At 37.4% G+C, this 26874-nt stretch carries 27 protein-coding genes; 7 read left to right on the top strand and 20 right to left on the bottom strand.

Going from position 1 to position 26874, the window contains the following annotated elements; translation table 11 throughout:
- Nucleotides 1-87: 87 nt before the first annotated feature.
- From ACNSTQ_RS09790 to ACNSTQ_RS09760, 7 genes are all read right to left on the bottom strand, one after another.
- Nucleotides 88-1275 (bottom strand): thiolase family protein, encoded by a 1188-nt coding sequence (locus tag ACNSTQ_RS09790; protein WP_418199657.1) that lies wholly within the window; start codon nucleotides 1273-1275, stop codon nucleotides 88-90.
- A gap of 114 nt (nucleotides 1276-1389) precedes the next feature.
- Nucleotides 1390-1902, bottom strand: a complete 513-nt coding sequence (locus ACNSTQ_RS09785; protein WP_418199656.1) for a TRAP transporter small permease — start codon at nucleotides 1900-1902, stop codon at nucleotides 1390-1392.
- Between the two features lie 37 nt (nucleotides 1903-1939).
- Complete coding sequence (locus tag ACNSTQ_RS09780) at nucleotides 1940-3250, bottom strand: TRAP transporter large permease (RefSeq protein WP_418199655.1); 1311 nt, start codon at nucleotides 3248-3250, stop codon at nucleotides 1940-1942.
- Between the two features lie 82 nt (nucleotides 3251-3332).
- A complete protein-coding gene (gene dctP / locus ACNSTQ_RS09775; RefSeq protein WP_418199654.1) occupies nucleotides 3333-4511 on the bottom strand; it encodes a TRAP transporter substrate-binding protein DctP in 1179 nt (392 codons plus the stop codon).
- 69 nt (nucleotides 4512-4580) lie between these two features.
- Nucleotides 4581-6098, bottom strand: a complete 1518-nt coding sequence (locus ACNSTQ_RS09770; RefSeq protein ID WP_418199653.1) for a class I adenylate-forming enzyme family protein — start codon at nucleotides 6096-6098, stop codon at nucleotides 4581-4583.
- 214 nt (nucleotides 6099-6312) lie between these two features.
- Nucleotides 6313-6897 carry a TetR family transcriptional regulator gene (locus ACNSTQ_RS09765; RefSeq protein WP_418199652.1) on the bottom strand — a complete coding sequence of 195 codons (585 nt, stop codon included), beginning with the start codon at nucleotides 6895-6897 and terminating at the stop codon, nucleotides 6313-6315.
- 28 nt (nucleotides 6898-6925) lie between these two features.
- Nucleotides 6926-8074 (bottom strand): acyl-CoA dehydrogenase family protein, encoded by a 1149-nt coding sequence (locus ACNSTQ_RS09760; RefSeq protein WP_418199651.1) that lies wholly within the window; start codon nucleotides 8072-8074, stop codon nucleotides 6926-6928.
- Between the two features lie 259 nt (nucleotides 8075-8333).
- Between ACNSTQ_RS09760 and ACNSTQ_RS09755 the strand changes: the two genes are divergently transcribed.
- Nucleotides 8334-9371 (top strand): LuxR C-terminal-related transcriptional regulator, encoded by a 1038-nt coding sequence (locus ACNSTQ_RS09755; protein WP_418199650.1) that lies wholly within the window; start codon nucleotides 8334-8336, stop codon nucleotides 9369-9371.
- 139 nt (nucleotides 9372-9510) lie between these two features.
- Here the strand turns inward: ACNSTQ_RS09755 and ACNSTQ_RS09750 are convergent, their stop codons facing one another.
- The 7 genes from ACNSTQ_RS09750 to ACNSTQ_RS09720 all read right to left on the bottom strand — a co-directional run bounded on the left by ACNSTQ_RS09750 (nucleotide 9511) and on the right by ACNSTQ_RS09720 (nucleotide 15614).
- Nucleotides 9511-10182 carry a GNAT family N-acetyltransferase gene (locus ACNSTQ_RS09750; protein ID WP_418199649.1) on the bottom strand — a complete coding sequence of 224 codons (672 nt, stop codon included), beginning with the start codon at nucleotides 10180-10182 and terminating at the stop codon, nucleotides 9511-9513.
- Nucleotides 10183-10270: 88 nt separating this feature from the next.
- On the bottom strand, nucleotides 10271-10936 hold the full coding sequence (locus tag ACNSTQ_RS09745; protein ID WP_418199648.1) for a GNAT family N-acetyltransferase: 666 nt from the start codon (nucleotides 10934-10936) through the stop codon (nucleotides 10271-10273).
- Between the two features lie 4 nt (nucleotides 10937-10940).
- Entirely contained in the window at nucleotides 10941-11819 is an 879-nt protein-coding gene (locus tag ACNSTQ_RS09740; RefSeq protein ID WP_418199647.1) for a carbon-nitrogen hydrolase family protein, read from the bottom strand.
- 121 nt (nucleotides 11820-11940) lie between these two features.
- Nucleotides 11941-12309, bottom strand: a complete 369-nt coding sequence (locus tag ACNSTQ_RS09735; protein ID WP_418199646.1) for a winged helix-turn-helix transcriptional regulator — start codon at nucleotides 12307-12309, stop codon at nucleotides 11941-11943.
- A 72-nt stretch (nucleotides 12310-12381) separates the two neighbouring features.
- Nucleotides 12382-13200, bottom strand: a complete 819-nt coding sequence (locus tag ACNSTQ_RS09730; protein WP_418199645.1) for a metallophosphoesterase — start codon at nucleotides 13198-13200, stop codon at nucleotides 12382-12384.
- Nucleotides 13201-13383: 183 nt separating this feature from the next.
- Nucleotides 13384-14922, bottom strand: a complete 1539-nt coding sequence (locus ACNSTQ_RS09725; protein WP_418199644.1) for a class I adenylate-forming enzyme family protein — start codon at nucleotides 14920-14922, stop codon at nucleotides 13384-13386.
- 395 nt (nucleotides 14923-15317) lie between these two features.
- A complete protein-coding gene (locus ACNSTQ_RS09720; protein ID WP_418199643.1) occupies nucleotides 15318-15614 on the bottom strand; it encodes a Dabb family protein in 297 nt (98 codons plus the stop codon).
- 459 nt (nucleotides 15615-16073) lie between these two features.
- Between ACNSTQ_RS09720 and ACNSTQ_RS09715 the strand changes: the two genes are divergently transcribed.
- Complete coding sequence (locus ACNSTQ_RS09715) at nucleotides 16074-16232, top strand: 2-phosphosulfolactate phosphatase (protein ID WP_418199693.1); 159 nt, start codon at nucleotides 16074-16076, stop codon at nucleotides 16230-16232.
- A 77-nt stretch (nucleotides 16233-16309) separates the two neighbouring features.
- Here the strand turns inward: ACNSTQ_RS09715 and asnB are convergent, their stop codons facing one another.
- Nucleotides 16310-18157, bottom strand: a complete 1848-nt coding sequence (gene asnB / locus ACNSTQ_RS09710) for an asparagine synthase (glutamine-hydrolyzing) (protein ID WP_418199642.1) — start codon at nucleotides 18155-18157, stop codon at nucleotides 16310-16312.
- 335 nt (nucleotides 18158-18492) lie between these two features.
- Here asnB and ACNSTQ_RS09705 point away from each other — a divergent pair, with 335 nt between their 5' ends.
- The gene (locus ACNSTQ_RS09705) at nucleotides 18493-18672 is read left to right on the top strand and encodes an H-type small acid-soluble spore protein (RefSeq protein ID WP_418199641.1); all 180 of its coding nucleotides are present in this window, start codon (nucleotides 18493-18495) and stop codon (nucleotides 18670-18672) included.
- 67 nt (nucleotides 18673-18739) lie between these two features.
- Here the strand turns inward: ACNSTQ_RS09705 and ACNSTQ_RS09700 are convergent, their stop codons facing one another.
- From ACNSTQ_RS09700 to ACNSTQ_RS09685, 4 genes are all read right to left on the bottom strand, one after another.
- Complete coding sequence (locus ACNSTQ_RS09700; protein ID WP_418199640.1) at nucleotides 18740-19219, bottom strand: low molecular weight protein-tyrosine-phosphatase; 480 nt, start codon at nucleotides 19217-19219, stop codon at nucleotides 18740-18742.
- A gap of 162 nt (nucleotides 19220-19381) precedes the next feature.
- The gene (locus ACNSTQ_RS09695) at nucleotides 19382-19666 is read right to left on the bottom strand and encodes a hypothetical protein (RefSeq protein WP_418199639.1); all 285 of its coding nucleotides are present in this window, start codon (nucleotides 19664-19666) and stop codon (nucleotides 19382-19384) included.
- Between the two features lie 180 nt (nucleotides 19667-19846).
- Nucleotides 19847-20179 (bottom strand): YolD-like family protein, encoded by a 333-nt coding sequence (locus ACNSTQ_RS09690; protein WP_275116758.1) that lies wholly within the window; start codon nucleotides 20177-20179, stop codon nucleotides 19847-19849.
- 14 nt (nucleotides 20180-20193) lie between these two features.
- Nucleotides 20194-21402 (bottom strand): DNA polymerase thumb domain-containing protein, encoded by a 1209-nt coding sequence (locus ACNSTQ_RS09685; RefSeq protein WP_418199692.1) that lies wholly within the window; start codon nucleotides 21400-21402, stop codon nucleotides 20194-20196.
- A 314-nt stretch (nucleotides 21403-21716) separates the two neighbouring features.
- Here ACNSTQ_RS09685 and ACNSTQ_RS09680 point away from each other — a divergent pair, with 314 nt between their 5' ends.
- Entirely contained in the window at nucleotides 21717-22199 is a 483-nt protein-coding gene (locus tag ACNSTQ_RS09680) for a YqeG family HAD IIIA-type phosphatase (RefSeq protein ID WP_418199638.1), read from the top strand.
- A 55-nt stretch (nucleotides 22200-22254) separates the two neighbouring features.
- On the opposite strand, the gene ACNSTQ_RS09675 is transcribed toward ACNSTQ_RS09680, so the two are convergent.
- Nucleotides 22255-23052 carry an SDR family NAD(P)-dependent oxidoreductase gene (locus tag ACNSTQ_RS09675; protein WP_418199637.1) on the bottom strand — a complete coding sequence of 266 codons (798 nt, stop codon included), beginning with the start codon at nucleotides 23050-23052 and terminating at the stop codon, nucleotides 22255-22257.
- A 570-nt stretch (nucleotides 23053-23622) separates the two neighbouring features.
- On the opposite strand from ACNSTQ_RS09675, the gene proB reads away from it, so the two are divergent.
- Genes proB through proC form a run of 3 tightly spaced genes read left to right on the top strand, consistent with a single transcriptional unit; the run spans nucleotide 23623 to nucleotide 26836 of the window.
- Nucleotides 23623-24744, top strand: coding sequence for a glutamate 5-kinase (gene proB, locus ACNSTQ_RS09670; RefSeq protein WP_418199636.1), 1122 nt, complete (start codon nucleotides 23623-23625; stop codon nucleotides 24742-24744).
- On the top strand, nucleotides 24741-25985 hold the full coding sequence (locus ACNSTQ_RS09665) for a glutamate-5-semialdehyde dehydrogenase (protein WP_418199635.1): 1245 nt from the start codon (nucleotides 24741-24743) through the stop codon (nucleotides 25983-25985). The genes proB and ACNSTQ_RS09665 overlap by 4 nt, the downstream gene beginning before the upstream one ends.
- A gap of 17 nt (nucleotides 25986-26002) precedes the next feature.
- On the top strand, nucleotides 26003-26836 hold the full coding sequence (proC, locus tag ACNSTQ_RS09660; RefSeq protein ID WP_418199634.1) for a pyrroline-5-carboxylate reductase: 834 nt from the start codon (nucleotides 26003-26005) through the stop codon (nucleotides 26834-26836).
- The last annotated feature ends 38 nt before the right edge of the window (nucleotides 26837-26874 follow it).

Below are 26874 nucleotides of genomic sequence, written 5' to 3'. Positions count from 1 at the left end.
TGTACTTACTAAATTAGATTGTGTTATAGGGTAAAATTTATACATCACATGAAAAAAGACGCCTATTAAATAGACGTCTTTTTGTACTTATACATTTTCATTTTCAATAACAACGGCAATACCTTGGCCGCCGCCAATACAAAGACTGGCAACCCCATATCTAAGACCATTTCTTCTTAATTCATTAGCAAGTGACAATACGATACGTGATCCACTTGCACCGACTGGATGCCCGAGTGCTATTGCTCCACCGTGTACATTTGTTTTATTACGATCAAGTCCTAATTCTTTTTCAACGGCTAAATATTGAGCTGCGAAAGCTTCATTTATTTCAATTCGATCCATTTGGTCAAGAGTCAGTTCAGCACGTTGTAGTGCTTGTTGTATTGCTGGAACTGGACCAATCCCCATAATACTTGGATCAACGCCTGCTATTCCCCAGGAAACTATTTTAGCTAACGGTTTTTGATTACGTTTTTTCACTTCTGACTCACTCGATAAAATTAAAGAAGCTGCACCGTCATTAATTCCGCTTGCATTACCGGCAGTCACCGTACCATCCTTTTTAAAAGATGGCTTTAATGATGCAAGCTTTTCATATGTCATATCTTTTTTTACATGCTCATCTTCTATGATTTGTTTGCTTCCACCTCTTGAAGGAACTTCTACAGCTGTTATTTCTTCGGCAAAGATGCCCGATTGGATCGCTTCTGTCGCTCTTTGTTGGCTGAGTAAAGCAAATTCATCTTGTTCTTCTCTAGAAATCTCGTATTTATCTGCTAGATTTTCAGCTGTTATTCCCATACCAATCCCAGTATACTGATCAGTAAGTGTATTTAATAACATATCTTCAAACTGGAAGCTTCCGTATTTTACACCTGAGAAGCGACTTGTAAAATTAGAGTGAGGAGACATTGTCATATTTTCAGCTCCACCAACTAAGGCTAAGTTAGACTCACCTAAACGGATGCTTTGGGCAGCTGAAATGACCGATTGCATACCAGATCCACAAAGACGATTTACTGTTAATGCAGGTGTTTCAATTGGCACATCTGCCTTCAAAGCAATATGGCGGGCTAAATAAGCCGCATTCGTCGAACTGTGAATTACATTTCCAAAAACCACTTGATCAATATCTTTACCTTCCACTTCTGCACGTTTTAAAGCCTCTTGCGCAGTTACTGTTCCTAATTCAGTAGCGTTAACAGATTGAAAAGAACCTCCGAAAGCTGTAAATGCTGTTCGTGCTCCACCTAAAATGTAAATATTGTTCATATTATGTCCTCCAAACGATGTAATAAGTAATTAAAAATATAAATAATTCTCTTTATTCCATATACTAATTTCTATAACGCCCCGAAAAAATCCTACCAAAATTTTAAATATTGTCTAGGTGGTGCTCTTGTTTTTAATTAGCGGTTTGATAGCTGATAGAAGTACTTCTATTACTATTAACCCAAAACCAATAGGTATTAAAAAGTAGACTGGATAAACGGGTGTTAACTTCCCCCCGACAGCAATAGCCATTTGATCACCAACACCTGCCATTGCAAATTTCCACCCATATATTGTTAATAATGTAAAAATAGTAATCTCAATAATAATAATGATCCAAGTCGATACTTTTTTGAAACCATTCGGTGCTTTTTCAACTAATTCACCCAACCTAGGTAAGACGCCTGAACTATACGTATATGCTAGTGCAGGAAAAATCGCCAAGGGCATTAAGAAGTACTGTACAATTTCATAGGTACCAGAAATGGGAGAAGTAAAGATATTTCGCATAAATACATCAGCAACAATAATTAGCATCATGAATACTGCTGCTAAACCTCCTATAAATACACCGATTAACTTTAATTTTTCGTTAATATATATAATTTTATCAAAAGTTCCGTTCATCTCTATCACCTACTTTCTAATTGTAAAGTATAGATTTTCACCTCATTGTTTGTGGTAGCCACGTTGCTAATTGCGGGAAGGCAATCAATAACCCACCGACTACAACAGCAGCAACAACCGCAAATACTAATGACGTTCTGAAAAGTTTCTCGATTGGGATTTTGGTTACGCCTCCTACTGCATAAACACTTATTCCAACAGGCGGTGTAATAAGGCCTAACGTACAGATAACAGATACTAATATACCAAACCAAATTAGATCAATATTCGCTGCCGTTAATATTGGCAACAGAACAGGTACCGTCATTAAAATAACTGCAACTCCCTCAATAAACATAAATAAGAAGAAGTAGATTATCATGATAATCATTAGTAATATAACAGGATAATCCATTAAAGGTCCAAGCATCTCAATAATTTTTCTCGGAAGAAGTGACAATGAAATAAATCGGCCAAATAGAGAAGCTCCAATCACTATTAGCATCGCCATAACTGTAACTTTTGTTGTCTCAATAAGAGAACTTGCAATGAAATTTTTATTCACTTTTCCTAACACTAGCGCTACGATTAAACTAATAAATGCACCTACTGCACCTGCTTCTGTTGGAGTAAACTTCCCTGTATAAATTCCACCAAAAATTGAAAGTATGATTAAGGCTCCAGCTATTAAAATGATAATATAGCGACTGATCGGCGTGTCATGATCATCAACCTCTGGTGCAGGCATCACCATTTTGCCTTGGTATACCTTGAGATAGACGATAGTAACTGCGGAAAACACCACCATCATAAGGATACCTGGAATAAAGGCTGCAACAAACAATTGACCAATAGAAATCTGAACTGTTACTCCGTAAATAATTAAAATTACGCTTGGAGGTATAATCGCTGAAAGCGATCCAGACGCAGCTGCTAATGCACCAGCAAGTCCGTCTGGGTACCCTCTCCTTTTTAACTCTGGAACGGCAACTTGACCTAGCGATGCCGCTGTTGCTGTACCGGAGCCAGAAACAGCACCTAGAATTCCTCCTAAAAATACCGTTAATACACCTAGTAAACTCGTTTTCCCTTTTGAAAGCTTAAATACGAGATTATAAAAATCTTTGACAATTCCCGCTTGCATAATGAACTGCGCCATTAAAATGTAAAGAGGAATAGTCGTCAAAGCATAGCTTGCAGTACGATTGTATGGTTCGCTTTGTAAAAATCCATTAAGTAAGGGCATTCCTCCCAAAATATAAATACCTAGAATTCCTGATGTTAAAAGTAGAGAACTAATGTATTGCCCTGTTAGTAGCAAAAATAAAAACACGATAACAACAACAATAATTGCAATATTTTCGACCATTCCTTCACCTCACCATCGTATAAATACTGATATTAAATTTTAATGATAGGGAGCTGAAAATCAGCTCCCTATCACTTTAAAATTACTCCATATCCATGATTTCTTGCGGTAAAACCCCACCTGCTTCTACGATCATATCTCTCCATAGAAGAGCCATTTCTTTACCTGCATGACCTTGACCTTCTAAGTTCTCAATCCATTCAACCCAAGTGTCAACGATAGCTTGACTAATAAACTCTCTTAATTCTGGATCGAGATCATTAAGGTGTGTGAATTCTCCACCTTTTTCCATTGTAGAGTCTCTATTCTCTTCAGTTTCATCCCTCGTTAAACTTGCACCATCAAAGATAATTTCATCTGCTGCTGCCTTAAATTTTTCTTGAACTTCAACAGGTAATTTATCCCAAGTTTCTTGTGTCATTGCAGTATGACCAACAAAGTGGCCAAAGTTAGCTCCTTCTACTGCATGTTTAATTAATTCATCAAAACCAAATGCTTTCCAGTCTGGAATATTGTAGAAAAATCCGTCTAATGCGTTTCGGCTTAAGGCATCATAAGCATCAGTAATTGGCATTGAAATTGCTGTGATGCCTAAATTATCAGCTAAGATCTCATGTACACGCGAAGCTGTTCTAAGTCGAATCGCTTCTGAAAAATCAGATACACTTTCGATCTTTTGTCTTGTCGTTCCTAAAACATATGGCTCTGTTAATGGATTAGCAAAAGCAACTAAACCTTTATCAGCAAACTCTATCTCATAATAAGTTTTGCCATCTTTTAATTCACGATCGCTCTTCATCATATTTTGCATTGCTGTCGAGGCAATTACAGCATCTGATTCAAGCAATGGGAGCATTGTAACCTCTGAATATGGAAAACGTTGAGGATCATAAGGTGCCATGAATGTTAACGCAATGTCGATTGTTCCTTGACGAAGAGCATCAAATTCCGTACCTAAAGGAACAAGTTCTCCTGAAGTAAATGCTTCAAAGCTAATTGCACCATTTGTTTCACTATCAATTCGTTCCATTAAAGGTGTGAAAAACCCGCGATCCCAAAAGTGTTTAGCTGTAACTCCAGAAGAAGCTCTTAGTCGCATTTCTTCAATAGCCTCGGTTTCGCCACCATCATTACTTTCTGACGGAGCCGATGCACCTTCATTACTTCCTCCACACGCAACAAGTCCTAATGCCATTGTTGCTGCGACTGCAGCACCAACGATTGGTTTCATCAGTTTTTTCATTCTTTTCATTTTTTTCATGTTTAAACCCCCCATATGTTTTTAATTACAACTTCATCGTTTCATTTTTATTAAACTAGCAACCTATAATTAAATTGCTTCTGTGGAACTTCTTAATTCTGTTTTCAATACTTTTCCACTAGCATTTCTAGGAAGCTCTTCAACAAATTCAATCTCTTGAGGCACTTTATATTTAGCTAATCGATTTTGACAATATTGTAAAATGGTAGTTTCATCTATTTGCATACCTTTTTTCGTTGCTACGTAGGCTTTAGGAACTTCACCTAGAACTTGATGTGGTACTCCGATAATAGCTGCCTCTAAAATTTCAGGAATTTCATATAGAACTTCCTCAATTTCGACAGGGTATATATTTTCACCACCGCGAATGATCATATCTTTCTTTCGATCTACGATATAAAGCAATCCATCTTCATCTAAGCGACCAAGATCCCCGCTATAAAGCCATCCATTTTTAATTGTGTCTCTAGTTGCGGCTTCATTCTTTAGGTAACCCTTCATTACATGTGGACCTTTTACAATGATTTCACCAACTTTTCCAACAGGTAAATCTTCTCCTGTTTCATCGACAACTCTAACCTCACATTGTGGTAATGCTTCACCAACTGAACCTACTTTAGTTAAAGCATGTTGATCTTTTAATGTAGTAGCACCTGGAGAGTTTTCCGTTTGTCCATAAATGTTTTGTACTTGAACCTTTGGAAAAATATCCTTTACTCGTTTAATTAATTCGTACGGCATAGGGGCTGCACCATAAGTGAGAAGTCGTAAATTTGGAAATGATGATTCTTGTAAACTCGGTGTTGTTAAGAGAATACTGTACATTGCTGGAACACCAAAGAATATCGTAATGTTTTCTTTCTCCATCGTTTTTATCGTTTGTTCTGGAGAAAACCCTTCTTCAATGACAACAGCTCCTCCAGCATATATCGTTGGTATTGAAAACACATGAGCTGCAGCACAATGGAAAAGCGGGGCAACAATTTGCATTCGGTCCTTATTCGTTATTTCCATCGATTCCTTATGGATTTGGGCAATAGATAGGACATTTCTGTTCGTTAACATTACACCTTTTGGTCTGCCAGTTGTACCAGATGTGTAAAAGATTACAGAAGTATCATCATCTTCTCGCGATACCTCACCGACTTGTCGATCTCGTCCATTAATGATGTCCTCTAAACGATTTGATGTGTTTTCGTAACCTGTTGTAAGAATACCTTTTATTGCTGGTAAGTTAGGTAAAATTTCATGAACAGTCTCTTCAAATCGTTGATCATATATAATTCCTTTAGCTTCTGAATGGTTTAAGATATATTCGATTTCCCTTGGAGCCAGTTTGGTATTGATTGGTAATACTGCAAATCCTCCAATCTGACACGCATAATACGAAGTCAAAAAATAATCCGAGTTAGGTAGGACTAGCGCAACAATATCGTCCTTACCATATCCTAGTTCCTTAAAATACCCTGCAAGTCTCTCTGCTTGTTTATAAAATTGCTGATAAGTAGTTTCTCTTCCTAAGTATGATGAAATGATCGCATTTGGTTGACGTTCTACCATCTCTTTTAATTGCTCTGCAATAAACATGAGTAAATTCCCCTTTCAAGCCTTGAATATTTTGTAAGCGCTTAACTTTTATAACAATATAAATAATATAATATTCAGAAAATAAGTGATGGAAGTTCCCCTTCTGAACCTAAACCTAATATTAGCTGAACAATAATTAGTAAGCATCACCCAAAAGTGTGAAAAGTACCATTACCTAGTACTCATGAAACTTATTCTTAAGGTAACTGCTACTTTATTTAAGTAGTTTTAATAAGTAGTCCGAATATATATCTACAATTTCCTTCTTGCTTTTCTTACCTTCTGGTAAATACCACTGTTGAATCCAATTCAATGCCCCTAGTATCATCATTCTCGCCATCTTTACCTCAGTAATTTTAAATTCACCACTATCTATTCCTTGTTGAATGATCTCGTCAAAAATGTTCGCATACTTTTGTCGCTTTTCAAGTATAGGAGTGAGACGTTTTTCTGTAAATGTTTGCTGTGGTTTAATAATCATATTAAATGTTTCTTTTTCTGTGATTGCAAACTCCACATGAACTTCAACTGCTTTTTTGAACTTCTCTATAGAAGAGACATCGCTTCTTAAATAATCCTCTAACGTTTTTATCGCTGAAGATAAAATTAAATCATGACAGTGATAAACTAGATCATCTTTATTGTCAAAATAGTAGTATAACGCTCCTTTTGTCATCAATAACTCTGCTGCAATGTCTTCCATTGTTGCGCCGTGATATCCTTTTCTTGAAACTATTTTTGCTGCAGAGCGAATGATATCTTCTTTTTTCTTAGCTGTTTTCATTTCTCTAAGCCCCATTTAGTCGCTCCTCTACCTTATAGTTTTTTTATAACTCTAATTGTTTAGCAATAATTGTTTTCATGATTTCTGTTGTACCTGCGTAAATAGAAGCGACTGGTATATCTCTGTATCGACGTGCGATTTCATACTCCTCCATATATCCATATCCCCCATGTAATTGTAAGCATTCTGCTGCTACTCTTTTTGCCATTTCACTTATCCACCATTTGGCCATGGACACTTTTTTAGTGATGTCTTCTCCTTCCATATGTCGAACAATTAAATCATCAAGAAATGTTCTGCCTATCTCAATTTCTGTTGCCATTTCAGCAATCTTAAATTGTGTATTTTGGAATTGGCTTATTGATTTTCCAAAAGCTCTTCTATTTTTCACATAATCCATTGTAATTTTTAACATCTCTTCAGCTTCAGTTTGACACTGGATAGCCACAACAAGCCTTTCCTGTTGTAATTTTGTCATTAAATAGGAGAAGCCTTTTCCTTCTTCACCTAATAGATTTGCTACAGGAACCTTCGCATCCTCAAAGATTAATTCAGCTGTATCACCACTGTGCATTCCGATCTTATCTAGTTTTTTTCCTCGTGAAAATCCAGGAGTATCACGCTCAACTACTAGTAAACTTATCCCTTTATAAGCTGGATTAGCTTTTGGATCTGTTTTACAGACAACGATGATTAAGTCAGCATGAAGACCATTCGTTATAAATATTTTTCCGCCGTTTAAGATATAATGATCGCCATCTCTTACAGCTGTTGTTCGAATTCCTGCTAGATCAGACCCTGCACCAGGCTCTGTCATTGCTACCGCTGTAATTAGGTCTCCTGTAATACATCCAGGAAGCCAACGCTGCTTCTGTTCTTCACTACCGTACGTTGAAAAATATGGGGTTACGATATCATTGTGTAAACAAATTCCACTAGATACTCCTTGGCCTACTTTCTCTAACTCTTCATTCAATATGACAGAATACACAAAGTCCGCATTTAAGCCTCCGTAACTTTCATCGATCCAAGGACAAAGAAAACCATTACCGCCCATTTTTTTCCAAAATTGACGAGGTATCTCTCTGTCCTTCTCCCATTGTTCAAAATGAGGGTAGGCTTCTTTCTCTAAAAATTTTCTTAGCGTGCTTCTAAAAATACGATGTTCTTCTTGAATATAATTATTGTTCATAATTGAAGCCCTCCCTTTTAAAAAACTTTATAAATGAATACTAACACTTATTGAGTTTTCAAAAATCACCCATAAGGATGAATTAGAGTTGAATATTTAAAATTTAAACAAGATTCAAAAAATTGTGGACATTTTACAGATCTTTATTATAATAAGGTTTAACTAACCCTTTCTCAAACTAAATATCAATTTACATAAAAACAAAAAAATTGTTTTCAATTTTTAAAGAAAGTTTATATTTTATTAGGAGGGGAGCTTTTTGCTAAAAACGGAAGATTACGAAAAAGTTTTAAAGTTTGTTTCTTTAATCCAGGAAAATCATGAGGAATATTACGAGATCCTATTAGAAGGTATAAAAAACGTACTTGGATATAACAACTTATCTTTGTTTATTAACAATAACTCCTTTCAAAGAACAACAACTACATTTTATATAAATAGCAAAGTACTAGAGGCAAGCAAGAGGCATTATTATCAAATGGAGCTTTTAAACAAAAAGAAAATTCAAAATAAACACATACTTACTATTGAAGACTTAATATCTTACACACCCTTTCAAAATAGTGACTATCACCTAAATCTCCAAAGAAAAAATAAAGAGTACTACACTGTATTTATACCTTTAAAATGCGAAAGTAAAATAATTGGCCTAATCGGGATTCACAAGCCACTTTGCTCTGGTAACTACTCCTCTAATGAAATACAGATTCTTGAAAGCGTATCCAAATTCATTTCTATTAATTTAAAACGACATTTGGAATTTAAACAATTACAATATGCAAAGTCGATGTTAACTCGTTCTATGGGTGAACTTCCTATCGGTGTTTTAGTCGTAGATAAGAATTTCTCCATACTTTATAAAAATGAAGTTGCGATAAAATATTGTCCTAATTTAAACTATGCCGACAAAAATAACCCACTCACCAAAGTAAAAGAAGCTGTATTGGCAAGAATAAATTCTAATTTAACAGATGGACTAAATTTAACTATCGGAGAACTTTCATTTAGAATAAACACTCACGAGACTTGGGATATTAAGGACCAACATTTTACTATCTATATTTATTCTGAAACTAAACAAAATGAAGATCCTATAGAAAGGGCAACCATTGAGTTTGGACTGTCTAAAAGAGAAGCTGAAATTATCGGTCTTATTTCTAAAGGCTACAGTAATAACGATATTGCTAATAGGCTGTTCTTAAGTATTAATACTGTTAAGACTCACCTAGCCAATATCTTTAATAAATTAGGTGTGAATAACAGAACCTCTGTCATTCACAAGATTTCGGCAAGCTAATCAAATTTTTTTATGCAAACAGTTCGCACGAAAGTCTCGATACAGCCCATTTTTTCATTTATTTTTTATGCTAATTGTCAATACATCAAAGAGTCAGGTTGACCCTTTTGGTCATCCTGACTCTTTGATGTATTGTTATTTATAACGGTAAAAGCTTAATTGTACCTCTCCCTTTTAACACCTCAATCATAGTTAACCATTCTTGCGGTTTGTTAGAAAGAACTGCATAGTAAGTCGTTAAGAAATTGACTACTAAATTCGCTTCTACTTCAGTCGAATCCTCATTAAAAGGCATAAAACCTAAGTCAAGTCCACTGACTGCTTCACCGTCGTTCTTCCAAGAAGGGTGTACATAATTAAAATCAAGTTGTTGATACCCTAAATGTGAAAGTACTTCTCTTCGAACAAGCGGGTCCATTGACTTCACTTTTAGAGTACTGGAATGATCCACAACGTTCGGGTTATAAATTTCTGCAAACATACCGTATAACTCTTTTCCATTCTCGTTGGCTAACTGCTTCAAGTCTTTTAAACGGTGGTTAGCAAGGAACGGTCCAATTCCACGCCCGTCTTGACCTATAATTGTAAAGTCTGTCATTGCGATATTCCAATCTACATAGTAGCGATATTCAGTTGCACCTACAACCTCGTCTTCATTAACCGCTACAAATACGCGAATGTCTGGATCCTTTAAAGGTTCTTCCCAAAGTTCAAATTCAAGTACTTCTTCTGGTGGAAATACTTCTTGCATTAAGTTATGCATTTTTTTAAATAGAGGATCTTCAATACTAGTTATTCTAATGTAATCCAACAATATCACTTCTTTCATTGTAATCCTAAATACTAAATACTAACACTGTTGTATTTTTTCGATACTATTCTTACCAGCCTTAAAAGATTTATTTAAAAGGGTTTTTCCATTCCATTAAAACGCCATAGTTACATGATTCTTCATCATCTAAGTAATTTTCTACAATATGAATCGGTTTCCTACCGCATCTTAGGAGAAATGAAATCACAGGATCTTTCATGCTTCCCTTTATTATCGCACTCACATATTGACCTGGAGTCATTTCTTTTGCAGCTTTATGATAACTAGGCATCCGTCCCCCACCTAATAAACGATCTAGACCTTGTTGAATGACAACGTGATACATGGATTGCATCATCACTTTGCCAAGTCCCAATTTGCGATATTTCGGACGGACACTTATATCGACAATATAAAGCGTATTTCCTTTGGGGTTATGATTACGGATATACCCGTTATCCGTAATTTCTTCCCATGTATGATCAGCATCAGTTGGATCAAAGTCGACGCATAACCCTGTTAATGAACCAGCCAGCTCACCGTCAACTTCAACACATAGGGCACCAGCTTGAAACAAATCGACATGATTCGTGAGTTGTTCCTTATCCCACCATAACTCAGATGGAAAAGGTGGAGGAAAGCATTCTTTCTGGATTTGAATTAGATCATCAAAGTCGTTCTTTGTGTAATTCCGAATGACAGCAGGTACTGTCTGACCTTGATCATACGCATAGAATTCACTTCGATATAACATGATATTAAAATCCTTTCGCGTTCATTTTTTCCCAATCTGGGTATAAATCTGAACGGCGGTCTCTCCAAGTCGTAACAGAACCTCTTTCCCGAACTTCATATAATAGCGACAGATCTAAATCCGCTGTTACGATCATGTCATTATTTAATTCCCCTTCCACCATAATTCCTCGCGGTGGGAACGGAACATCGTTCGGAGTAATAACAGCGGCTTGCCCAAAGTTCGCTCGCATAAAATCAACCGTTGGAAGTGAACCAACCGTACCTGTAACAACTACATACACCTGATTTTCAATTGCACGTGCATGACTTGTATAACGAACTCGATGGAAGCCGTGGCGATCATCGGTGCATGATGGACAAAAGATGACATCTGCTCCTTTTGCTTTGACCATTCGAACGACTTCAGGAAACTCGATATCATAACAAGTTAAGATCGCTATTCTACCTTTATTAGTATCAAAAACTTTCACTTCATCTCCAGCTGACATGTTCCATTCATTTACTTCTGTTGGAGTAATATGAAGCTTCGCTTGTTGTTCAATTCTTCCATCAGGATAAAAAAGATGTGCGACATTGTATAAACGATCGTCTATACGAATGACATGTGTTCCACCAATAATATGAACGTTCATTTTTTGTGCAAATGATGAAAAAAGAGATTGGTATTGCTCTGTAAACCCTGGTAACTCATTTATAGTTAACGAAGTTCCTTGCTCACTTCCAATAGATAATAGTTGTGTCGTGAAAAATTCTGGAAACAATACAAACTCCGCTCCAAATTCGGCTGCTGTTTTTAAGTAGTGCTCACTTTGTTTTGCGAACTCCTCAAAAGACTTAATCGTTTGCAACTGATATTGTACGGCAGAAACACGTAATTTCATAAACACATCCTCCTTCTTAACTACTTTTTCTTAGTTGATTATCTTTCAGAAAACCAACTTTAACAAGTAGGGACTTTTTAGTAAGGAGGTTACTTTTTAGGTACCTATTGATATATAGGGCTTAGCTGTCCCTCTTAAGGTCCTCTATTCGCTTTTTTCCCCAGTCATACATTAACTCAATAATGGGCAATAGCGTTTTCCCAAGCGGCGTTAACGAATATTCAACCCTCGGTGGCACCTCAGCAAATACTTCTCTATGGATAATTCCATCTTCAATTAATTCCTTTAATTGACTCGATAACATCTTATGAGTAATCTTAGGAAGTAACTTTTGAAGTTCACTAAAGCGAAAGGAGGTTCCTTGTGCTAAGTACCATATAATAACAATTTTCCACTTTCCACTTATGACCGACAGAGTTAATTCTTTTTCGCAATTAAACTCTCTGTTTTCAATCTTTTCTTTAATTTCTTTTCTTAAAGTATCTGCCATTTAACTACCTCATATTTCTTTAATTTGTTTCTTCCTAATTGATCTTGCTCGGTATCCAACATCATGCTTGACCTACTCTAAATGAAGAACTGTCAATGCATGTTGAACTTCTTCTTTTGTATTATGGAACCTCCACTGATTTGCATACCCTAAACTACTGCAAATGAATTCCGTTCCACTACTCTGTACTTTTCTACGAAAATGAACATGGCCACATAACGCATAATGTACGTTTTCACTCTTGGCGAGTTGTTCATAATCCTTACTACCGAGGTATGCATTAAAAAAATCCCAAATACGATGCGGGGTTGGCACAGTGAACTTTTGATGAGATACAACATGGGTACAAAAAATCACTTTTTCATGTTGATGGTACCTTAGTTGTTCTTTAAAATTATTCATAAAAAATTCATGAACTTCTAATGAGTTAGCAGCCCAATCTGTATATTCTTTATCTTGCCACGTACTTCCTTTCTTTTTCATCTGATTAAATTCAGCAAATGTATATTTACTTGTATTACCAAAGCTAAAATCATACCACCCTATATCACCTAGTAACGTCCAATCATTCCCTAAACGTTGGGAACCATTTGCTAAATTTCTTGGGTGCGTTTTTAATTCATTATAAATCTCCCATGTTTTCATGTTAGGATGATGGATATTCCACAGATCATGGTTTCCTGCTACAAAGTAACACGGGACGTCTAGTTCTTCTTCGATCTTTTCAACTGTAGCTAGGGTCCTATTATAATCATTTGAAACATCTCCACCTATACAAAGTGCGTCTAACTTTTGTTCTATCGCTTGGTCTAATAAAACATCCAGTATGTCCGCTCTTCCCCTTTTTTCATTAATGTCCAGGTGGAGGTCAGCAATAAATCCTAATTTCACACCATCACCTTCTCTTTTACAACTGAAAATTAGTACCTTAAAGTATAGCAAATTTAAAAACAGTTCACATAACTGTTTTTAACTACTACCACCGAACCTCATTACACAGAAAAAGGAGAAGAGCTTTTTCTCTCTTCTCCAGCAACGTCGGAACTTAATCAAGTTACAGATCTTTCTCACTAATTAATTTACAAGATCCCCTGTATACTGCTCCCGCAATTTAAACTTTTGAATTTTTCCTGATGCATTTCGTGGCAATTCATTAGTTAATAAAAACCTCTTCGGCACTTTATAACCTGCCAATCGCTGTCGACAAAACGCTATAATCTCGTCTTCTTCTAATTGTTCACCTTCTTTAACAACTAAAACGGCTGTTACAAGTTCTCCCCACTTCGGATCAGGGGTACCGATGACAGCGCTTTCAATAATAAGTGGGTGTTCATCGAGAGCATACTCAACTTCAACCGAGTACACATTTTCTCCACCCGAAATCACCATATCTTTTCTTCGATCCACAAGCGAAAAATACCCATCCTCATCGACTGAAGCTAAATCACCTGTATAAAGCCAGCCATCACGTAACGTTTTTGCGGTTTCTTCCGGTTTCTTATAATACTCTTTCATAATTGCTTCTCCACGTAAAATCAATTCTCCTACCTCACCTACTGCTACTTGTGCACCACTATCATTGACTACTTTTACTTCTGTAAATAGAGAAGGCCATTTTCCGGACTTACCGATCTTTGTTTTGTGGTCTTCTGGCGATAAGTAAATGCCTGTTGGTCCTCCTTCTGTTAAGCCGCAAAGATTATAAAATTGGTCGGTCTTAAATAAATCTATACTTTTCTTGACTAATTCTGGTGACATTGGAGCCGCTCCATACCCACAACGGGTAATCGAAGAAAGGTTAAGCTGGCCCGAATTTGGAACGTGAGTGAAGAAGTTATACATCGTTGGAACTCCAAAGAATAAGGTAATGCCATGTTTTTCAATCGTTTTTAGGGTTTCTACCGGGTGGAAATCTTGTTCAATCACATTCGTTGCACCTAGAAACACACCAGGTATGAGAAACAAGCAAAGCTGTGCGCAATGAAATAACGGAGCTACATGCAATAATTTATCTTCACTTTGAAGCCCTAATAAACCCGTCATTCCAATTGCAACTTTGAATACTCGTTGATGATCGAATAATGCTCCTTTCGGTTGACCGGTTGTACCCGAGGTGTACAGGATGTGAAGATCATCCGTTCCTACTACTTCTACTTCCGGTTCCGCCGTACTTTCAGACAACACGTTTTCATAGCTTCTATTTTCGGGTGTAGTTGCTCTTGGTGTAACAATCACATCCCGAATTGCAACAATATCTTCACGTGCTTCATTGATTAGTCCTTCTAACTCTTGTTCACAAATAACCATTACACTGTCCGATTGCTTCAATATATAATTTACTTCTCTTGCAACAAGCCTAAAATTAATAGGGACAATAACCGCTCCAAGTTTAGCTGCAGCAAAATAACTGATTGCAAAATAATCCGAGTTCTTCATCATGAGAGCGATCTTGTCTCCCTTTTTCAATCCGATACTCGCTAAGCCATTCGCAAAACGATTGACAGTTTCATTAAACTGCTTATACGTATGCTCCCTTCCCTTAAATGTAATAGCTAACTTATCAGGATGACGACGAGCATTTAAAGCCAAATTACTTGTAATATTCAATTTCATAGCCCCTTTCAAAAAATAATAGAATTTACTTTACACATACTTTCCTCGTAGTAGTAATTGGGAGATTACCAATTAAACTATACTAACCTTTTGCAAGTTCTATTCCAATAAAAGAAATTACTTTAATCCCTAATATTCCAGGGCTATTAATTATAAATTTTTTATAATACGTAAGGAATTCGTACACCCTTCATTTTTCTCGCTGTTTGAATTTAATACAAACCTTTTAAATAAACCAGAAAAAAGTAACCCTATTCTCTTATTTGCCTCTGTATTTTTTTACTAGTATAGAAGCATTACTAATTTACTCTTCTACATTAACTAAATAAAGAGATAACAAATCACACAAATAAAAGACGCCCTTCCTATGACGTCTTTTATTTATTATTTAAATACTATTCAATTTCATAATCTAGGACAAGAATATCTTTAAGCCCTACTTCTTTTAAATAAGAAACTAGTTCTAGATGTTTAGGATGAGGGCCATACACGTCTAGAGCTTCTCTATTTTCAAAACGGACCGTTAGCCCTATCTCAAATCCATGGTTTCGTTCAGAAAAATTGGTTCCTACGGCTAAGCTAACAATACCAGGTATTTCATCTTTAAGTGTTCTTGCCATTTTCTTTACTTCAGCTTTTTGTTCACTCGTCGTTTCCTCACTAAATTTCAATCCAACAATATGTTCTATCATATTAATTCCTCCATAGTCTGTTTTTTAATAATTCAGTCATGAAGCTCTATACTCACCTATGCAAATTGTAAAAACCCCAATGAGATCGCTTACAATTAGATGGATATTACTGAATATTAAGAAAATAATTAAAATAATAATCCCAGTATATATTAAAGTAATTAATGAAGTCAAAGTTTCAGTCGCGGGAATTAAACCTACCGATAGTCAACATCTCGGACTTGTCTTCCAACAAGTTTAGCCATGATACATAAATCTACAAAAAACTTTTCTACATACTAATTTGAACATGTGGGCGGTTCGTTTATCGAAAATTCAGTCCACATAGACAGGAAGGGTATTAAATGGGGAGAAGAATTTCAGTACTCACGCGAAAAGAAGAAATTGCTGAAGAGAAGCTAAAAGACTGTATTACAGGGTTATTGATGTGTTACTTGCTACAACCATCATTTCGACTATATTAAACTATCGTCCCTTGCATCTGATGATACTTCTTTCATTTTAATCGCTTGTGCTGGTAATGACAGTCGTTTCTCCCTTGAAGACTTTCTTTGTGCGGTTTACCTCATGGATGAACTTCTAAAGCACCAAGCTAGGCACCTCAACAACAAAATATAGTTGCTGTACTACCTAGTAGCAACTATATTTTGCATCCAGTCAAGGAGCGTAAACATTTATGAGTTACCTCTTTGTTTTTATGCTTTTATTTTTACATTATAATGCTTCAACCAGTGGTCCATTTGAATAAAATGAGCGATGAGCTGCGGACCTGTCATCAGTTGCCCGAACCATGGCGTTTTAAATGAAGCTCCGCCGCTTTCAGCGATTTCTCTCATTTTAGTACGATCAATTAAATCAAATAATGGTGAGTCGTTTTGATTAAGGATTTGAAGCATTTCTGTCTTTACTGCATTCGTATAATGTGGGTTATGCGTTTTCGGATATGGGCTTTTTTTGCGATATAACACTTCATCCGGTAAAATTCCTTCGAGTGCTTTACGCAAAATCCCCTTTTCTAAACCATTTAGACGCTTCATTTCCCAAGGAATGTTCCATACGTATTCTACGAGACGATGGTCAGCAAATGGGACACGAACCTCTAGGCTAGCCCCCATACTCATTCGGTCTTTCCGATCCAGAAGCGTAGTCATAAACCAAATGATATTTAAATACGAAATTTCTCTTCTACGAGCTTCCTCTTTCGTATCTTCTTCAAACCTAGGTGTTTCTGCAATCGTTTCTTTATATCTTTCGTGAACATAAGAGTGTAGTTTCAGTTTATTTTTCCACTTGTCTTGTAGAAGTGCTTCTCTTTCTTGTGTAGAACGCATCCACGGGAATCCATTATAATTCATCACTTCAGGTTTATGGAACCAAGGATACCCACCGAAGATTTCATCCGCACATTCTCCAGATAAGCCTACCGTCACATCTTCTTTTATTTTTTCGCAAAACCATAATAAACTCGAGTCAATATCAGCCATACCTGGTAAGTCACGTACTTCAACAGCTTTCTTTAAATAGCCTGCGAGATCTTTCATAGAAATGACGTGATCTGTGTGTAACGTACGAAATTCCTTTGACACTTTTTCAATCCATGGACCATCTGCGTTCGGCTGAAAATCATTGGCTTTAAAATATTTATCATTGTCAGCATAGTCAATAGAATACGTTCGCAAGTCACCCTTGTTATCGCGCTCAAACACATTAGCTGCTAGAGCTGTTAATGCACTAGAGTCAATACCTCCTGATAAGAACGTACACACTGGAACATCAGCTACTAATTGACGTTCGACTGTGTCTGTTAATAACCAACGAACTTTTTCTGCCGTCTCATCAACATTATCAACATGTTCCTTACTTTTCAACTTCCAGTAGCGAGTAATTTTAGCCCCGTTGCGGTCATACAGCATCGCATGTGCTGGTCGAAGCTCTTCAATATCTGAGAACACTCCATGTCCCGGTGTACGTGATGGTCCTAGACCTAACACTTCAGAAAGTCCGGTTTCATCAACCGTTGGTGATATGTCCCGATGAGCAAGAAGTGCTTTTATTTCAGACGCAAATAGTAATTTTCCGTTTTGGACGGAATAAAATAATGGTTTCACACCGAGACGATCACGGGCAAGGATTAAACTTTGATCGTGCTCGCTCCAAATCGCAAACGCGAAAATACCATTTAACTTTTCTAAGCAATGAAAGCCCCACTCTATATATGAAGTTAACAGAACTTCGGTATCGGAATGTCCCTTAAACGTATGTCCTCGTTGAAGTAGCTCTTTACGAAGATCTTCTGTATTGTATAATTCTCCATTATAAATTATTGTATATGAACGATTTCCTTTCGTTCTTGTCATCGGCTGAATGCCGCCTTCTGGATCGACAACAATAAGACGAGTATGTCCTAATGCCGCATGATTAGAGCTCCAAATATTGATATCATCAGGCCCTCGACGTGATAACGTCTTCGCCATCTTTTCAACTTCAGCCTGCTCTTTTACCATATTTCGCTTCCAATCAATCCAACCTGTAATACCACACATCTATATCAACCCTCTTTCGGGAGTAATTTATTTAAATGGGTCCAATGCCCATATCCCATCGTATTCAGAGTTATCGTAGGTTGTTACTCTCCTATTGCCTTGTAATCCCTTACACGACAACATTTTTTTATAGTTAGTTTAGAAGAGCGTTCGTTCAGCAATTAAAAAACCAGATGAAATTCAATTAGTCCTTGATGACCATACTTGAAGATCTTTCACCTGATTTAATTCATAGCTATGCATAAAACGTTGGATTTATCCTCATAATGAAGACAGAATTTGAAAAATAGGGCTTCTTACGTGAGTAGGGAGCATATAAAAGGAGTGAGGTAAAAGTGAATTCACAACGAGCTCAAGAAATCGTAGAATCTATGAAGAATGTTCAAGTACTTTTTAACGGTACTCCGGTTATGATCCAACATGTCGATCATGATAAAGAAACTGCACGAGTGTATGAAAAGAGCCAGCCTGAAAACGAAATGACAGTTCCTGTTCAGCAACTAATGGAACAATAAACTTGTGATTCTAATTTAAAACTACATATCTATATTTTGAATTTAAAGAAGAGCTGACCTCGTGTGATCAGCTCTTCTTTAGATTTTCTTGTTCACATATGTATGAAAGTAATTTCTCACAACTCTTATTTACTAATTCATATACTTCTTCGAAATTGCCTGTATAGTACGGATCTGGAACATCAACAACATCACTTTCTGGAAGAAAGTCAAGAAGCCTTGCAATTTCTCCTGTTTGCTCATGCTTTGCCATTGCGTTTAAGTTCCCTACATTTTCAGCATCCATTGCAATGATATAATCATAGTTCTGTAAGTCCGGCTTTGTTACCTTTCGTGCCTTCATACCACTATAATCAATTTTGTATTGGTCTAAGATGTTTCTCGTTCCCTCGTGCGGCGGTTTGCCAATATGCCAGTCTCCCGTTCCTGCCGAATCAATCTCAAATCCATCACTTAAGTTTGCTTCTTCCACTTTTTTCCGAAACACAGCTTCTGCCATCGGTGATCGGCAAATATTACCTAGACAAACGAATAATACTCTTACCATAGTTTCTCTTCCTTTCTAGATCCCATCCATACCGTAAATGTTAGCGTAATTCATTAGGATAAGCAACGTCCTGTCAGTTCTTACAATCCACTTGAAATTTGTAGTTTCTCTAACTGCATTATAAAAAGACTGGCCCTTTTGAGTCAGTCTTCATTATATGAATTATTCTAAAATAAAGATTTCTCTATGACTTTCCTTTACTTTCGCCAAAACTGCTTCAATATTCGGGTACTCTTTACCAATACAGTATCGTTCTACATTACATAAACTATCTTCCTCACCTCGAAAAATTTGGACGATCTCTTCAATTCCCATCTTTTTCGTTTGAACGACTCCATCTACATATACTGCATCATTATTTTCAAACTTTTCATAAATGACATGGAAATTTGGCTTTGTCTCCCCAATAAAAAACTCTTTCGTTTCGACTAGATCATGAACGCGCACGTTCTCTTCACTTCCTATTCTAAAAATTTTGTAGCACCTACTAACTATACACCTTCGTCATACCATTTTTGAAAAACATTTGTGACCATTGCTTTACAACATCTTGAAGGTTTCGTTTCAATTTACGAGATAGAAACTATTGTAGGAAAGCCAAACCAATTTTATACATAAAAATGGTTTTTACTTGTAAGTTTTTACATCAATAATCTCATCCAGTTGTAAATAGTTTTTGCCACCAAATTGATCAATCAGGTGCAGTTTTCTTTCTTGTTCATTAAAATGATGAACCGTACCAACCATACAATGGTAGTCATAGTTTTCATAGTAAGTAAAAATAAGTGATGCGTTATTTGCCATCCCTTCACAAATCTGTTCATTCATTTCTAACAGCTGTTGCTCATCGAGTTGAGGCTTTTTTTGATAAGTCAGCTCCTTTTTTAACTCACGAAGTAAACCTACATGTTCTGGAAGCATCATCGCTGTCCACTTTATATTTCCACGATCTTTAATCATTTATTTCATCTCCTCTACGCTTTATGACCGCCAAGAAGCGTACAACGGTATTTAGCTGTACCCGCTTCCGTGTAAGAAACAGCTCGTAATAAGGCATCTGATCCATATTTATTTCGAATGGCATCCATCGCATAACCTAATTCCTTTTTCCGTGGTTTCGCTGGATCCAGCAAACTGAGCTGAACATGAGCATCATCACAAACATTCGATAGCGCAATTGTAATTTGCCTTACCGTTTCTCCCCGATAATGCTTCTTCATTAAATGAAGACAGGCTTCATAAATATCCATGGTCAGGTTGGTCGGTTCATCAAGGCTAACTGAACGGTAAAAGCCACCTCCATACTCTTCCTTACTGTAGCCAAGACCTAAACTTACGGTGCGTCCTGCCTTCCCAGCATTTCGAGCTCGTCTCATTACTTCCTCACACATCTCTAAAATGACACATTTAATATCTTCTCTTTCTTTATAATCACGAAGTAAAATTTGTCCTTTGGCAAAACTAATCTGCCCCTGCATAATCGGTGCGCCGAGCTCTGACAAATCAATCCCCCATGCGTGGTAATACATTTGATTTCCCATAACGCCAAACGCTTTCTCTAATCTTGTCACGTCATATTGAGCAAGCTGTCCTACGGTTCGAATCCCTAGACGATTTAAGCGTTTTTCTAACCGCGAACCGATACCCCACATCTCGCGCAACGGTAAGGGCCATAACTCATTTTGTAGATCCTCAAAATCCCACTGGGCTACCCCCGTCTTTTTGGCTTGAATATCTAGACAGAGTTTGGACATAAGCATATTCGGACCAATCCCGATCGCACATGTTAAGCCAAAGTCTCTTAACATGTCTTGACGAATACGCTGCGCTAATTGCAAAGGTGATCCCCAAAGACGTTCGGTACCATCTACTTGAAGGAAACTTTCATCCACACTATAAACGTGAATGGCTTCAAATGGGACATAGCGAGTAAAAAATTTTGTAAGTTCCACTGACGTATCTAGATACATCGCCATTTGCGCATTAACAAGCTGGATGCGAGGATCATCCGGAATTTCAAATAACCGACTTCCCGTTTTAATTCCAAAGTCTTTTTTTAATTTAGGTGTCGCCGCAAGTACAACACTTCCGGACCTTTCCGTATCAGCAACAACAGCTAAATAACACTCTAATGGATCAAGCCCTAGCGCTAAGGCTGAACAACTGGCATAAAAACTTTTCATATCGACACAAAGAATACTGCGCTTTTCAATCGTTTCATACAATGGTTGCGGAACCAAATGAACCCCCCCAAAAAGGAACTTGTGTTCGTATTTTATTCTTAATTATAACCGAATATACGTTCGTTTTTCAAATAGAAAATATTTACAAACGATTAGTGGATTAAAAGTAATAAAAAAATGAGTACTAAATACTTTCAGTGCTCTATCTTCATTGGAATAATACTAAAATAACAAAGTTACCCTTGAAAGTTGCATTTAATTAAAAAAAAAGGGAAAATTACTATAAAGACGAATGTATAGGAGATTTGTAGTCAATGAAATATTTTCAACCTGATTTTGAGTTAAAACATTTTACTGAAATTACAGCAGAATGGCTAAAAACGAATAATATAAAAACAATTTTATCGGACTTAGATAGCACACTTGCCATTCACCACCAACCCGGTGGAGAAGATGTAGAAGAATGGGTCAACATGTTAAAAGAAAATGGAGTCGAACTTGCGATCATTTCAAACAATAGCCAAGGTCGTGTTGATCGCTTTTCAGAGCCTCTAGGAATACACGGCTTAGGACGCAGTGGAAAACCGGGGATACGGAAGATTGAACGCTATATGCAGAAAATGGGTGCTCAAAAGGAAACGAGTGTATTTCTTGGAGATCAGCTATTTACCGATGTTTGGTGTGGCAAGCGCCTAAATATGAAAACAGCTCTTGTTCATCCAGTTGGTGAGGAGCACGAGCCTTGGAACATTAGACTAAAGCGAGTATTTGAAAGACTAATTCGTAGAAGATGGTAAAAGCGAAGGTAGAAACTGTTAAAGTTTCTACCTTTTATGATTATTTAACGGTTAATTACTTTTGATAAAACTTTTTGCCACCGATCTTTTCAACGAGACGCGGAAACAGTTGATACAACGATGAACCTACATCCATCCACCATGGTAAATTTAGCTCTCGCTTCGGCTTAATTATCAATTCCACAATACGTCTCGCTACAACTTCTGGGGCTAACATCATCTTTTCCACATTCTTTTTATACGTACCGGTTTTGTCTGCTTGATCAAAAAAGGCTGTTCGAATAGGTCCTGGATTAACAAGACTTACATAAATATTCGTATCGTGTAATTCCATTCGCAGTGCATTTGTAAACCCTCTTACCGCGTGCTTGGTTGCTGAATAAACACTTGATTTTGGTGTAGCAATCTTACCTGCTTGTGAACCAATGTTAATGATGTGCCCTTCCTGTTCTTCTAAGAAGTAGGGCAGAACCGCTTTTGTACAAGCCATCAGCCCTAAAACATTCACATGAAACATCTCTTCAACTTGATGGAAATCAGCCTCGTTAAAAGCATCAAAATAACCAATTCCAGCATTGTTGATAAGAACATCTACCGTATCATGGTTAGCAACCACTTTTTCAACCGTCTTTTGCACACTTTCGAATGATGTAACATCTAATGGATAATAATACGCTTGTATAGCATATTTTTTCTTGATTTCCTGTTTAATCATTTCTAATTTATCAATAGATCTAGCTAGTAAAATTGGTGTTGCTCCCATTTCAGCAACGTGAAAAGCGAGCTCTTTCCCAATCCCACTAGAAGCACCTGTTATTACAATTTTTTTATGTAGAAGCTGTTTCGTTGTCATCTTTTCCTCCTAATTAATTAGCCTATCTGTATAGTTATTCAGAAAAACAATCAGTCACACCTTGACGGAATGGCAAGATCGACTTATAATAGTCTCCAAAGTATAATGAGCGTTGATAGGAATAGTAAACAGTAACATGTGTCCAGAGAGCAACACCCACCGGCTGAAAGGTGTGCCACCACTGAAACTGTTGAACCTGCCCTTGAGCTGTCAGGCAAACCTGACCGTCGCCGGCGTTAACGGTTCCGAGAGGGCTTGCTTATCAGCTTGCCAACAAAGGTGGTACCGCGGATCCAACTCTTCCGTCCTTTTATTTTATTAGGACAGAAGAGTTTTTTAGTTTCTTGGGATTTTTTCTTCTATCGCTACCCGAGCGCTTTCGCTTTTCTTGTCTAGCTGCAGCGCTCAGCGACTAGTGAGACTTCGCCCTCCTCCTTACGATAAGTCAACATCAGCTCCTTTATCTCTTTCGGAGAGGCTCCAGTCCATACGTCGCTACCCGAGCGCTTTCGCTTTTCTTGTCTATTTTATCACTTTACATTGACTCTACAAATAAAAAGAGGGATGACGATGACGAAACAACGAATTGTCGTAAAAATCGGTAGTAGTTCGTTAACGAATAATAACGGTGGGCTATCCATTAATAAAATTTCTGAACATACTGCGGCTATAGCAAAGTTGAAACAACAAGGTCACGATGTAATTCTCATCTCTTCCGGTGCCGTGGCTGCCGGATTTACACATCTTGGCTACCCAACTCGTCCCGTAACCATTGCTGGTAAGCAAGCTGCTGCTGCAGTTGGGCAAGGTTTATTAATGCAAGCATACACCGAAGAATTCAAAAAACATAACATTGTTACAGCGCAAATGCTACTTACGAGACATAACTTTTCAAATCAAGAACAATACAACAATGCTTATTCTACTTTATCCGAACTGACCAAACGTGACGTCATCCCCATCATAAATGAAAATGACTCCATTTCTCTTGAGGAGCTTACGTTTGGCGATAACGACATGCTATCCGCGTTAGTTAGCGGACTTATTCATGCGAATACACTAATTATTCTTACTGATATTAACGGATTATACGATGACAACCCGAAGACCAATCCGAACGCAAAAAAGTTTTCATTCTTACCAGAAGTAACCGAAGAGTTGCTCGAAGCTGCTGGAGGTGCTGGCTCAAGTGTTGGTACAGGAGGTATGCGTTCAAAAATCGAAGCAGCCAAAACGGCCCTTTCCGTTGGTGTTAAAGTATTTATAGGCTTAGGGTCAGGATCAGATAAGCTTGTCGATATTATTTCTGGAAAAGGTGATGGCACTTATATTGGCTATACCGATCACCACATGATGAAAAGTAAAAAACAGTGGATCGGAATTCATTCTGAAATTGCAGGTAAAATCACGATTGATCCTGGGGCTGAAACAGCAGTCATTCACAAAGGAAAAAGTCTACTCCCTGCTGGCATTACCGCAGTGGAAGGTAACTTCTCGACTGGCGATGTAATTGAAGTCATTAACCAAAAAGGTGAATTAATTGGAAAAGGTCAAGTCAGCTATTCATCGAGTGAACTGGAATTAATTAAAGGATTCTCAAGTGAAGAAGCAAAAAAACAGACAAATAAAGAACGATCAGAGGTCATTCACAGAAATTTATGGGTAACGATAAAGGAGAAGATGATCAAATGAGTGAACTCATTCAAAAAGCAAAAAAAGCAAAAGAAATTACAGCAGATCTAGCTGTATTAACGACAGAACAAAAAAATGAAGCATTACTACTTATAGCAGGTCAACTGATTGAAGAAACAGACTTCATCCTTACAGAAAACGAAAAAGATATTTTAGCTGGCAGAGAAAATGGTCTTACCGAATCACTGATTGACCGACTAAAGCTGACGAGTGAACGGATCAAAGATATGGCAGACGGTTTAAAGCAAGTTGCAAACCTTGCTGATCCGATTGGTGAAGTCCTTGAAGAATGGGATCGTCCAAATGGATTACAAATCAAAAAAGTAAGAGTACCTCTCGGTGTGATAGGGATGATTTATGAAGCAAGACCCAATGTAACCGTTGATGCCTCTGGGTTATGTTTAAAAGCAGGAAATGCTGTTATTTTACGTGGAAGCTCAACCGCCATTTTTTCAAATAAAGCAATTGTTCGAATCATTCATCGCGGACTAGAAAAAAGTCAATTACCAATTGAAACGGTTCAACTTCTTGAAGATACAAGTCGCCAAACAGCTTCAGAGATGTTTAAACTGAATGAATACTTAGACGTGCTTATTCCCCGCGGTGGTGCTAACCTTATACAATCCGTGGTTAAAAACGCTTCGGTTCCAGTGCTAGAAACAGGTGTTGGAAACTGCCATGTTTATATTGACGAAACAGCCAATAAGGAAATGGCCATTTCAATTGCGGTTAATGCGAAAACTCAACGCCCTTCTGTATGTAATGCGGCGGAAACGATCCTCGTTCATAAAGATTGGGCAAAAAATCACTTACAAGATCTTTTAGCCCAGCTAAAAGAAAAGAACGTTGAAATTCGCGCAAATGAAAAAGCGTGCCAGGTCGATACTAGCTTAATGGCTGCTACTGAAGAAGATTGGGGCACAGAATATCTTGATTTGACTGTGGCACTTCGAGTAATTGATAGTGTAGAGGAAGCGATTGAACATATTCAAACATATGGAACAAAGCATTCTGAAGCCATTATTTCTGATGATGCTGAAAGTGTCAGCAAATTCTTAAATTACGTCGATGCAGCTGCTGTATACCATAATGCGTCCACTCGTTTCACTGACGGTTTTGAATTTGGCTTTGGTGCGGAAATAGGGATTAGCACACAAAAGCTTCATGCTCGTGGTCCAATGGGACTCCCTGCATTAACATCAACGAAATATGTCGTTCGCGGCACTGGACAAATTAAGTAAAGGGCAGGTGGTAAGTAATGTTAAAAGATAAAACTGTAACATTCGTAGGAGCCGGTTCAATGGCTGAAGCCATTTTTGCTGGACTGATTAATAAAGAGTTATTAAAACCAGAACAAATTATTGCAACAAATCGAAAAGATATTGCTCGCCTAGAAAGCTTAAAGAGTACGTATGGCATCCAAACGACTACTAATAAAGAGGAAGCACTGTCTCAAGCGGATATTGTTGTACTAGCAATGAAACCATCTAACGTTATTGATGGAATTGAACTGATTAAGCCATTCATTCGAAAAGAACAAATCTTCATTTCGGTTTTAGCTGGAGTGACGACTCATTACCTTGAAGAACTACTTGGGATGGAGGCACCTGTTATTCGTTCCATGCCTAATACTTCAGCGAAAGTAGGCGAATCAGCTACCGCTCTATCTGCTGGAAAATTTGCATCAGAAGAAGACACAAACCTTTCTGCTCAATTGTTTAAAGCCATCGGGACCGTTCACATTATTCCTGAAGACAAACAAGACGGCTTTACAGGAGTTGCTGGAAGTGGTCCAGCCTATATCTACTATTTTGTTGAAGCGATGGAAAAAGCAGCAAAAGACCTTGGATTAGAAGAGGAAGAAGCAAAAGAAGCTATCATTCAAACATTAAAAGGCTCTTTAAAGCGTCTTGAGTCTACTTCAAAGACGTCTGCACAGCTTTATAAAGAAGTGATGAGTCCAAATGGAGCAACAGAAGCTGCCTTAAATGTGCTTGCCTCATACCAATTCCAAGATGCTGTCGTTGCTGGAATTAAACGATCTTCTGCAAGAGCAAAAGAAATGGGTCAAATTTTTACAGAGTCGAAGTAAAAAAATGCCTTCAAAATCATCTATCTTATGATTTTGAA

The sequence above is a fragment of the Alkalihalobacterium sp. APHAB7 genome (assembly GCF_048323755.1).
Taxonomy (GTDB): Bacteria; Bacillota; Bacilli; order Bacillales; family Bacillaceae_F; genus Alkalihalobacterium.
Note: the sequence above shows the minus strand (reverse complement) of the source record. Positions and strands in the feature narration are given on the sequence as shown.

Coding starts and splice junctions, on each gene's coding strand:
- ACNSTQ_RS09790 (WP_418199657.1), bottom strand. CDS start 1,275: ATGAACAATATTTACATTTTAGGTGGAGCACGAACAGCATTTACAGCT.
- ACNSTQ_RS09785 (WP_418199656.1), bottom strand. CDS start 1,902: ATGAACGGAACTTTTGATAAAATTATATATATTAACGAAAAATTAAAG.
- ACNSTQ_RS09780 (WP_418199655.1), bottom strand. CDS start 3,250: ATGGTCGAAAATATTGCAATTATTGTTGTTGTTATCGTGTTTTTATTT.
- dctP (WP_418199654.1), bottom strand. CDS start 4,511: ATGAAAAAAATGAAAAGAATGAAAAAACTGATGAAACCAATCGTTGGT.
- ACNSTQ_RS09770 (WP_418199653.1), bottom strand. CDS start 6,098: ATGTTTATTGCAGAGCAATTAAAAGAGATGGTAGAACGTCAACCAAAT.
- ACNSTQ_RS09765 (WP_418199652.1), bottom strand. CDS start 6,897: ATGGGGCTTAGAGAAATGAAAACAGCTAAGAAAAAAGAAGATATCATT.
- ACNSTQ_RS09760 (WP_418199651.1), bottom strand. CDS start 8,074: ATGAACAATAATTATATTCAAGAAGAACATCGTATTTTTAGAAGCACG.
- ACNSTQ_RS09745 (WP_418199648.1), bottom strand. CDS start 10,936: ATGTTATATCGAAGTGAATTCTATGCGTATGATCAAGGTCAGACAGTA.
- ACNSTQ_RS09740 (WP_418199647.1), bottom strand. CDS start 11,819: ATGAAATTACGTGTTTCTGCCGTACAATATCAGTTGCAAACGATTAAG.
- ACNSTQ_RS09735 (WP_418199646.1), bottom strand. CDS start 12,309: ATGGCAGATACTTTAAGAAAAGAAATTAAAGAAAAGATTGAAAACAGA.
- ACNSTQ_RS09725 (WP_418199644.1), bottom strand. CDS start 14,922: ATGAAATTGAATATTACAAGTAATTTGGCTTTAAATGCTCGTCGTCAT.
- ACNSTQ_RS09720 (WP_418199643.1), bottom strand. CDS start 15,614: ATGATAGAACATATTGTTGGATTGAAATTTAGTGAGGAAACGACGAGT.
- asnB (WP_418199642.1), bottom strand. CDS start 18,157: ATGTGTGGTATTACAGGTTGGATTGATTGGAAGCGAAATATGGTAAAA.
- ACNSTQ_RS09700 (WP_418199640.1), bottom strand. CDS start 19,219: ATGGTAAGAGTATTATTCGTTTGTCTAGGTAATATTTGCCGATCACCG.
- ACNSTQ_RS09690 (WP_275116758.1), bottom strand. CDS start 20,179: ATGATTAAAGATCGTGGAAATATAAAGTGGACAGCGATGATGCTTCCA.
- ACNSTQ_RS09685 (WP_418199692.1), bottom strand. CDS start 21,402: ATGAAAAGTTTTTATGCCAGTTGTTCAGCCTTAGCGCTAGGGCTTGAT.
- ACNSTQ_RS09680 (WP_418199638.1), top strand. CDS start 21,717: ATGAAATATTTTCAACCTGATTTTGAGTTAAAACATTTTACTGAAATT.
- ACNSTQ_RS09675 (WP_418199637.1), bottom strand. CDS start 23,052: ATGACAACGAAACAGCTTCTACATAAAAAAATTGTAATAACAGGTGCT.
- proB (WP_418199636.1), top strand. CDS start 23,623: ATGACGAAACAACGAATTGTCGTAAAAATCGGTAGTAGTTCGTTAACG.
- ACNSTQ_RS09665 (WP_418199635.1), top strand. CDS start 24,741: ATGAGTGAACTCATTCAAAAAGCAAAAAAAGCAAAAGAAATTACAGCA.
- proC (WP_418199634.1), top strand. CDS start 26,003: ATGTTAAAAGATAAAACTGTAACATTCGTAGGAGCCGGTTCAATGGCT.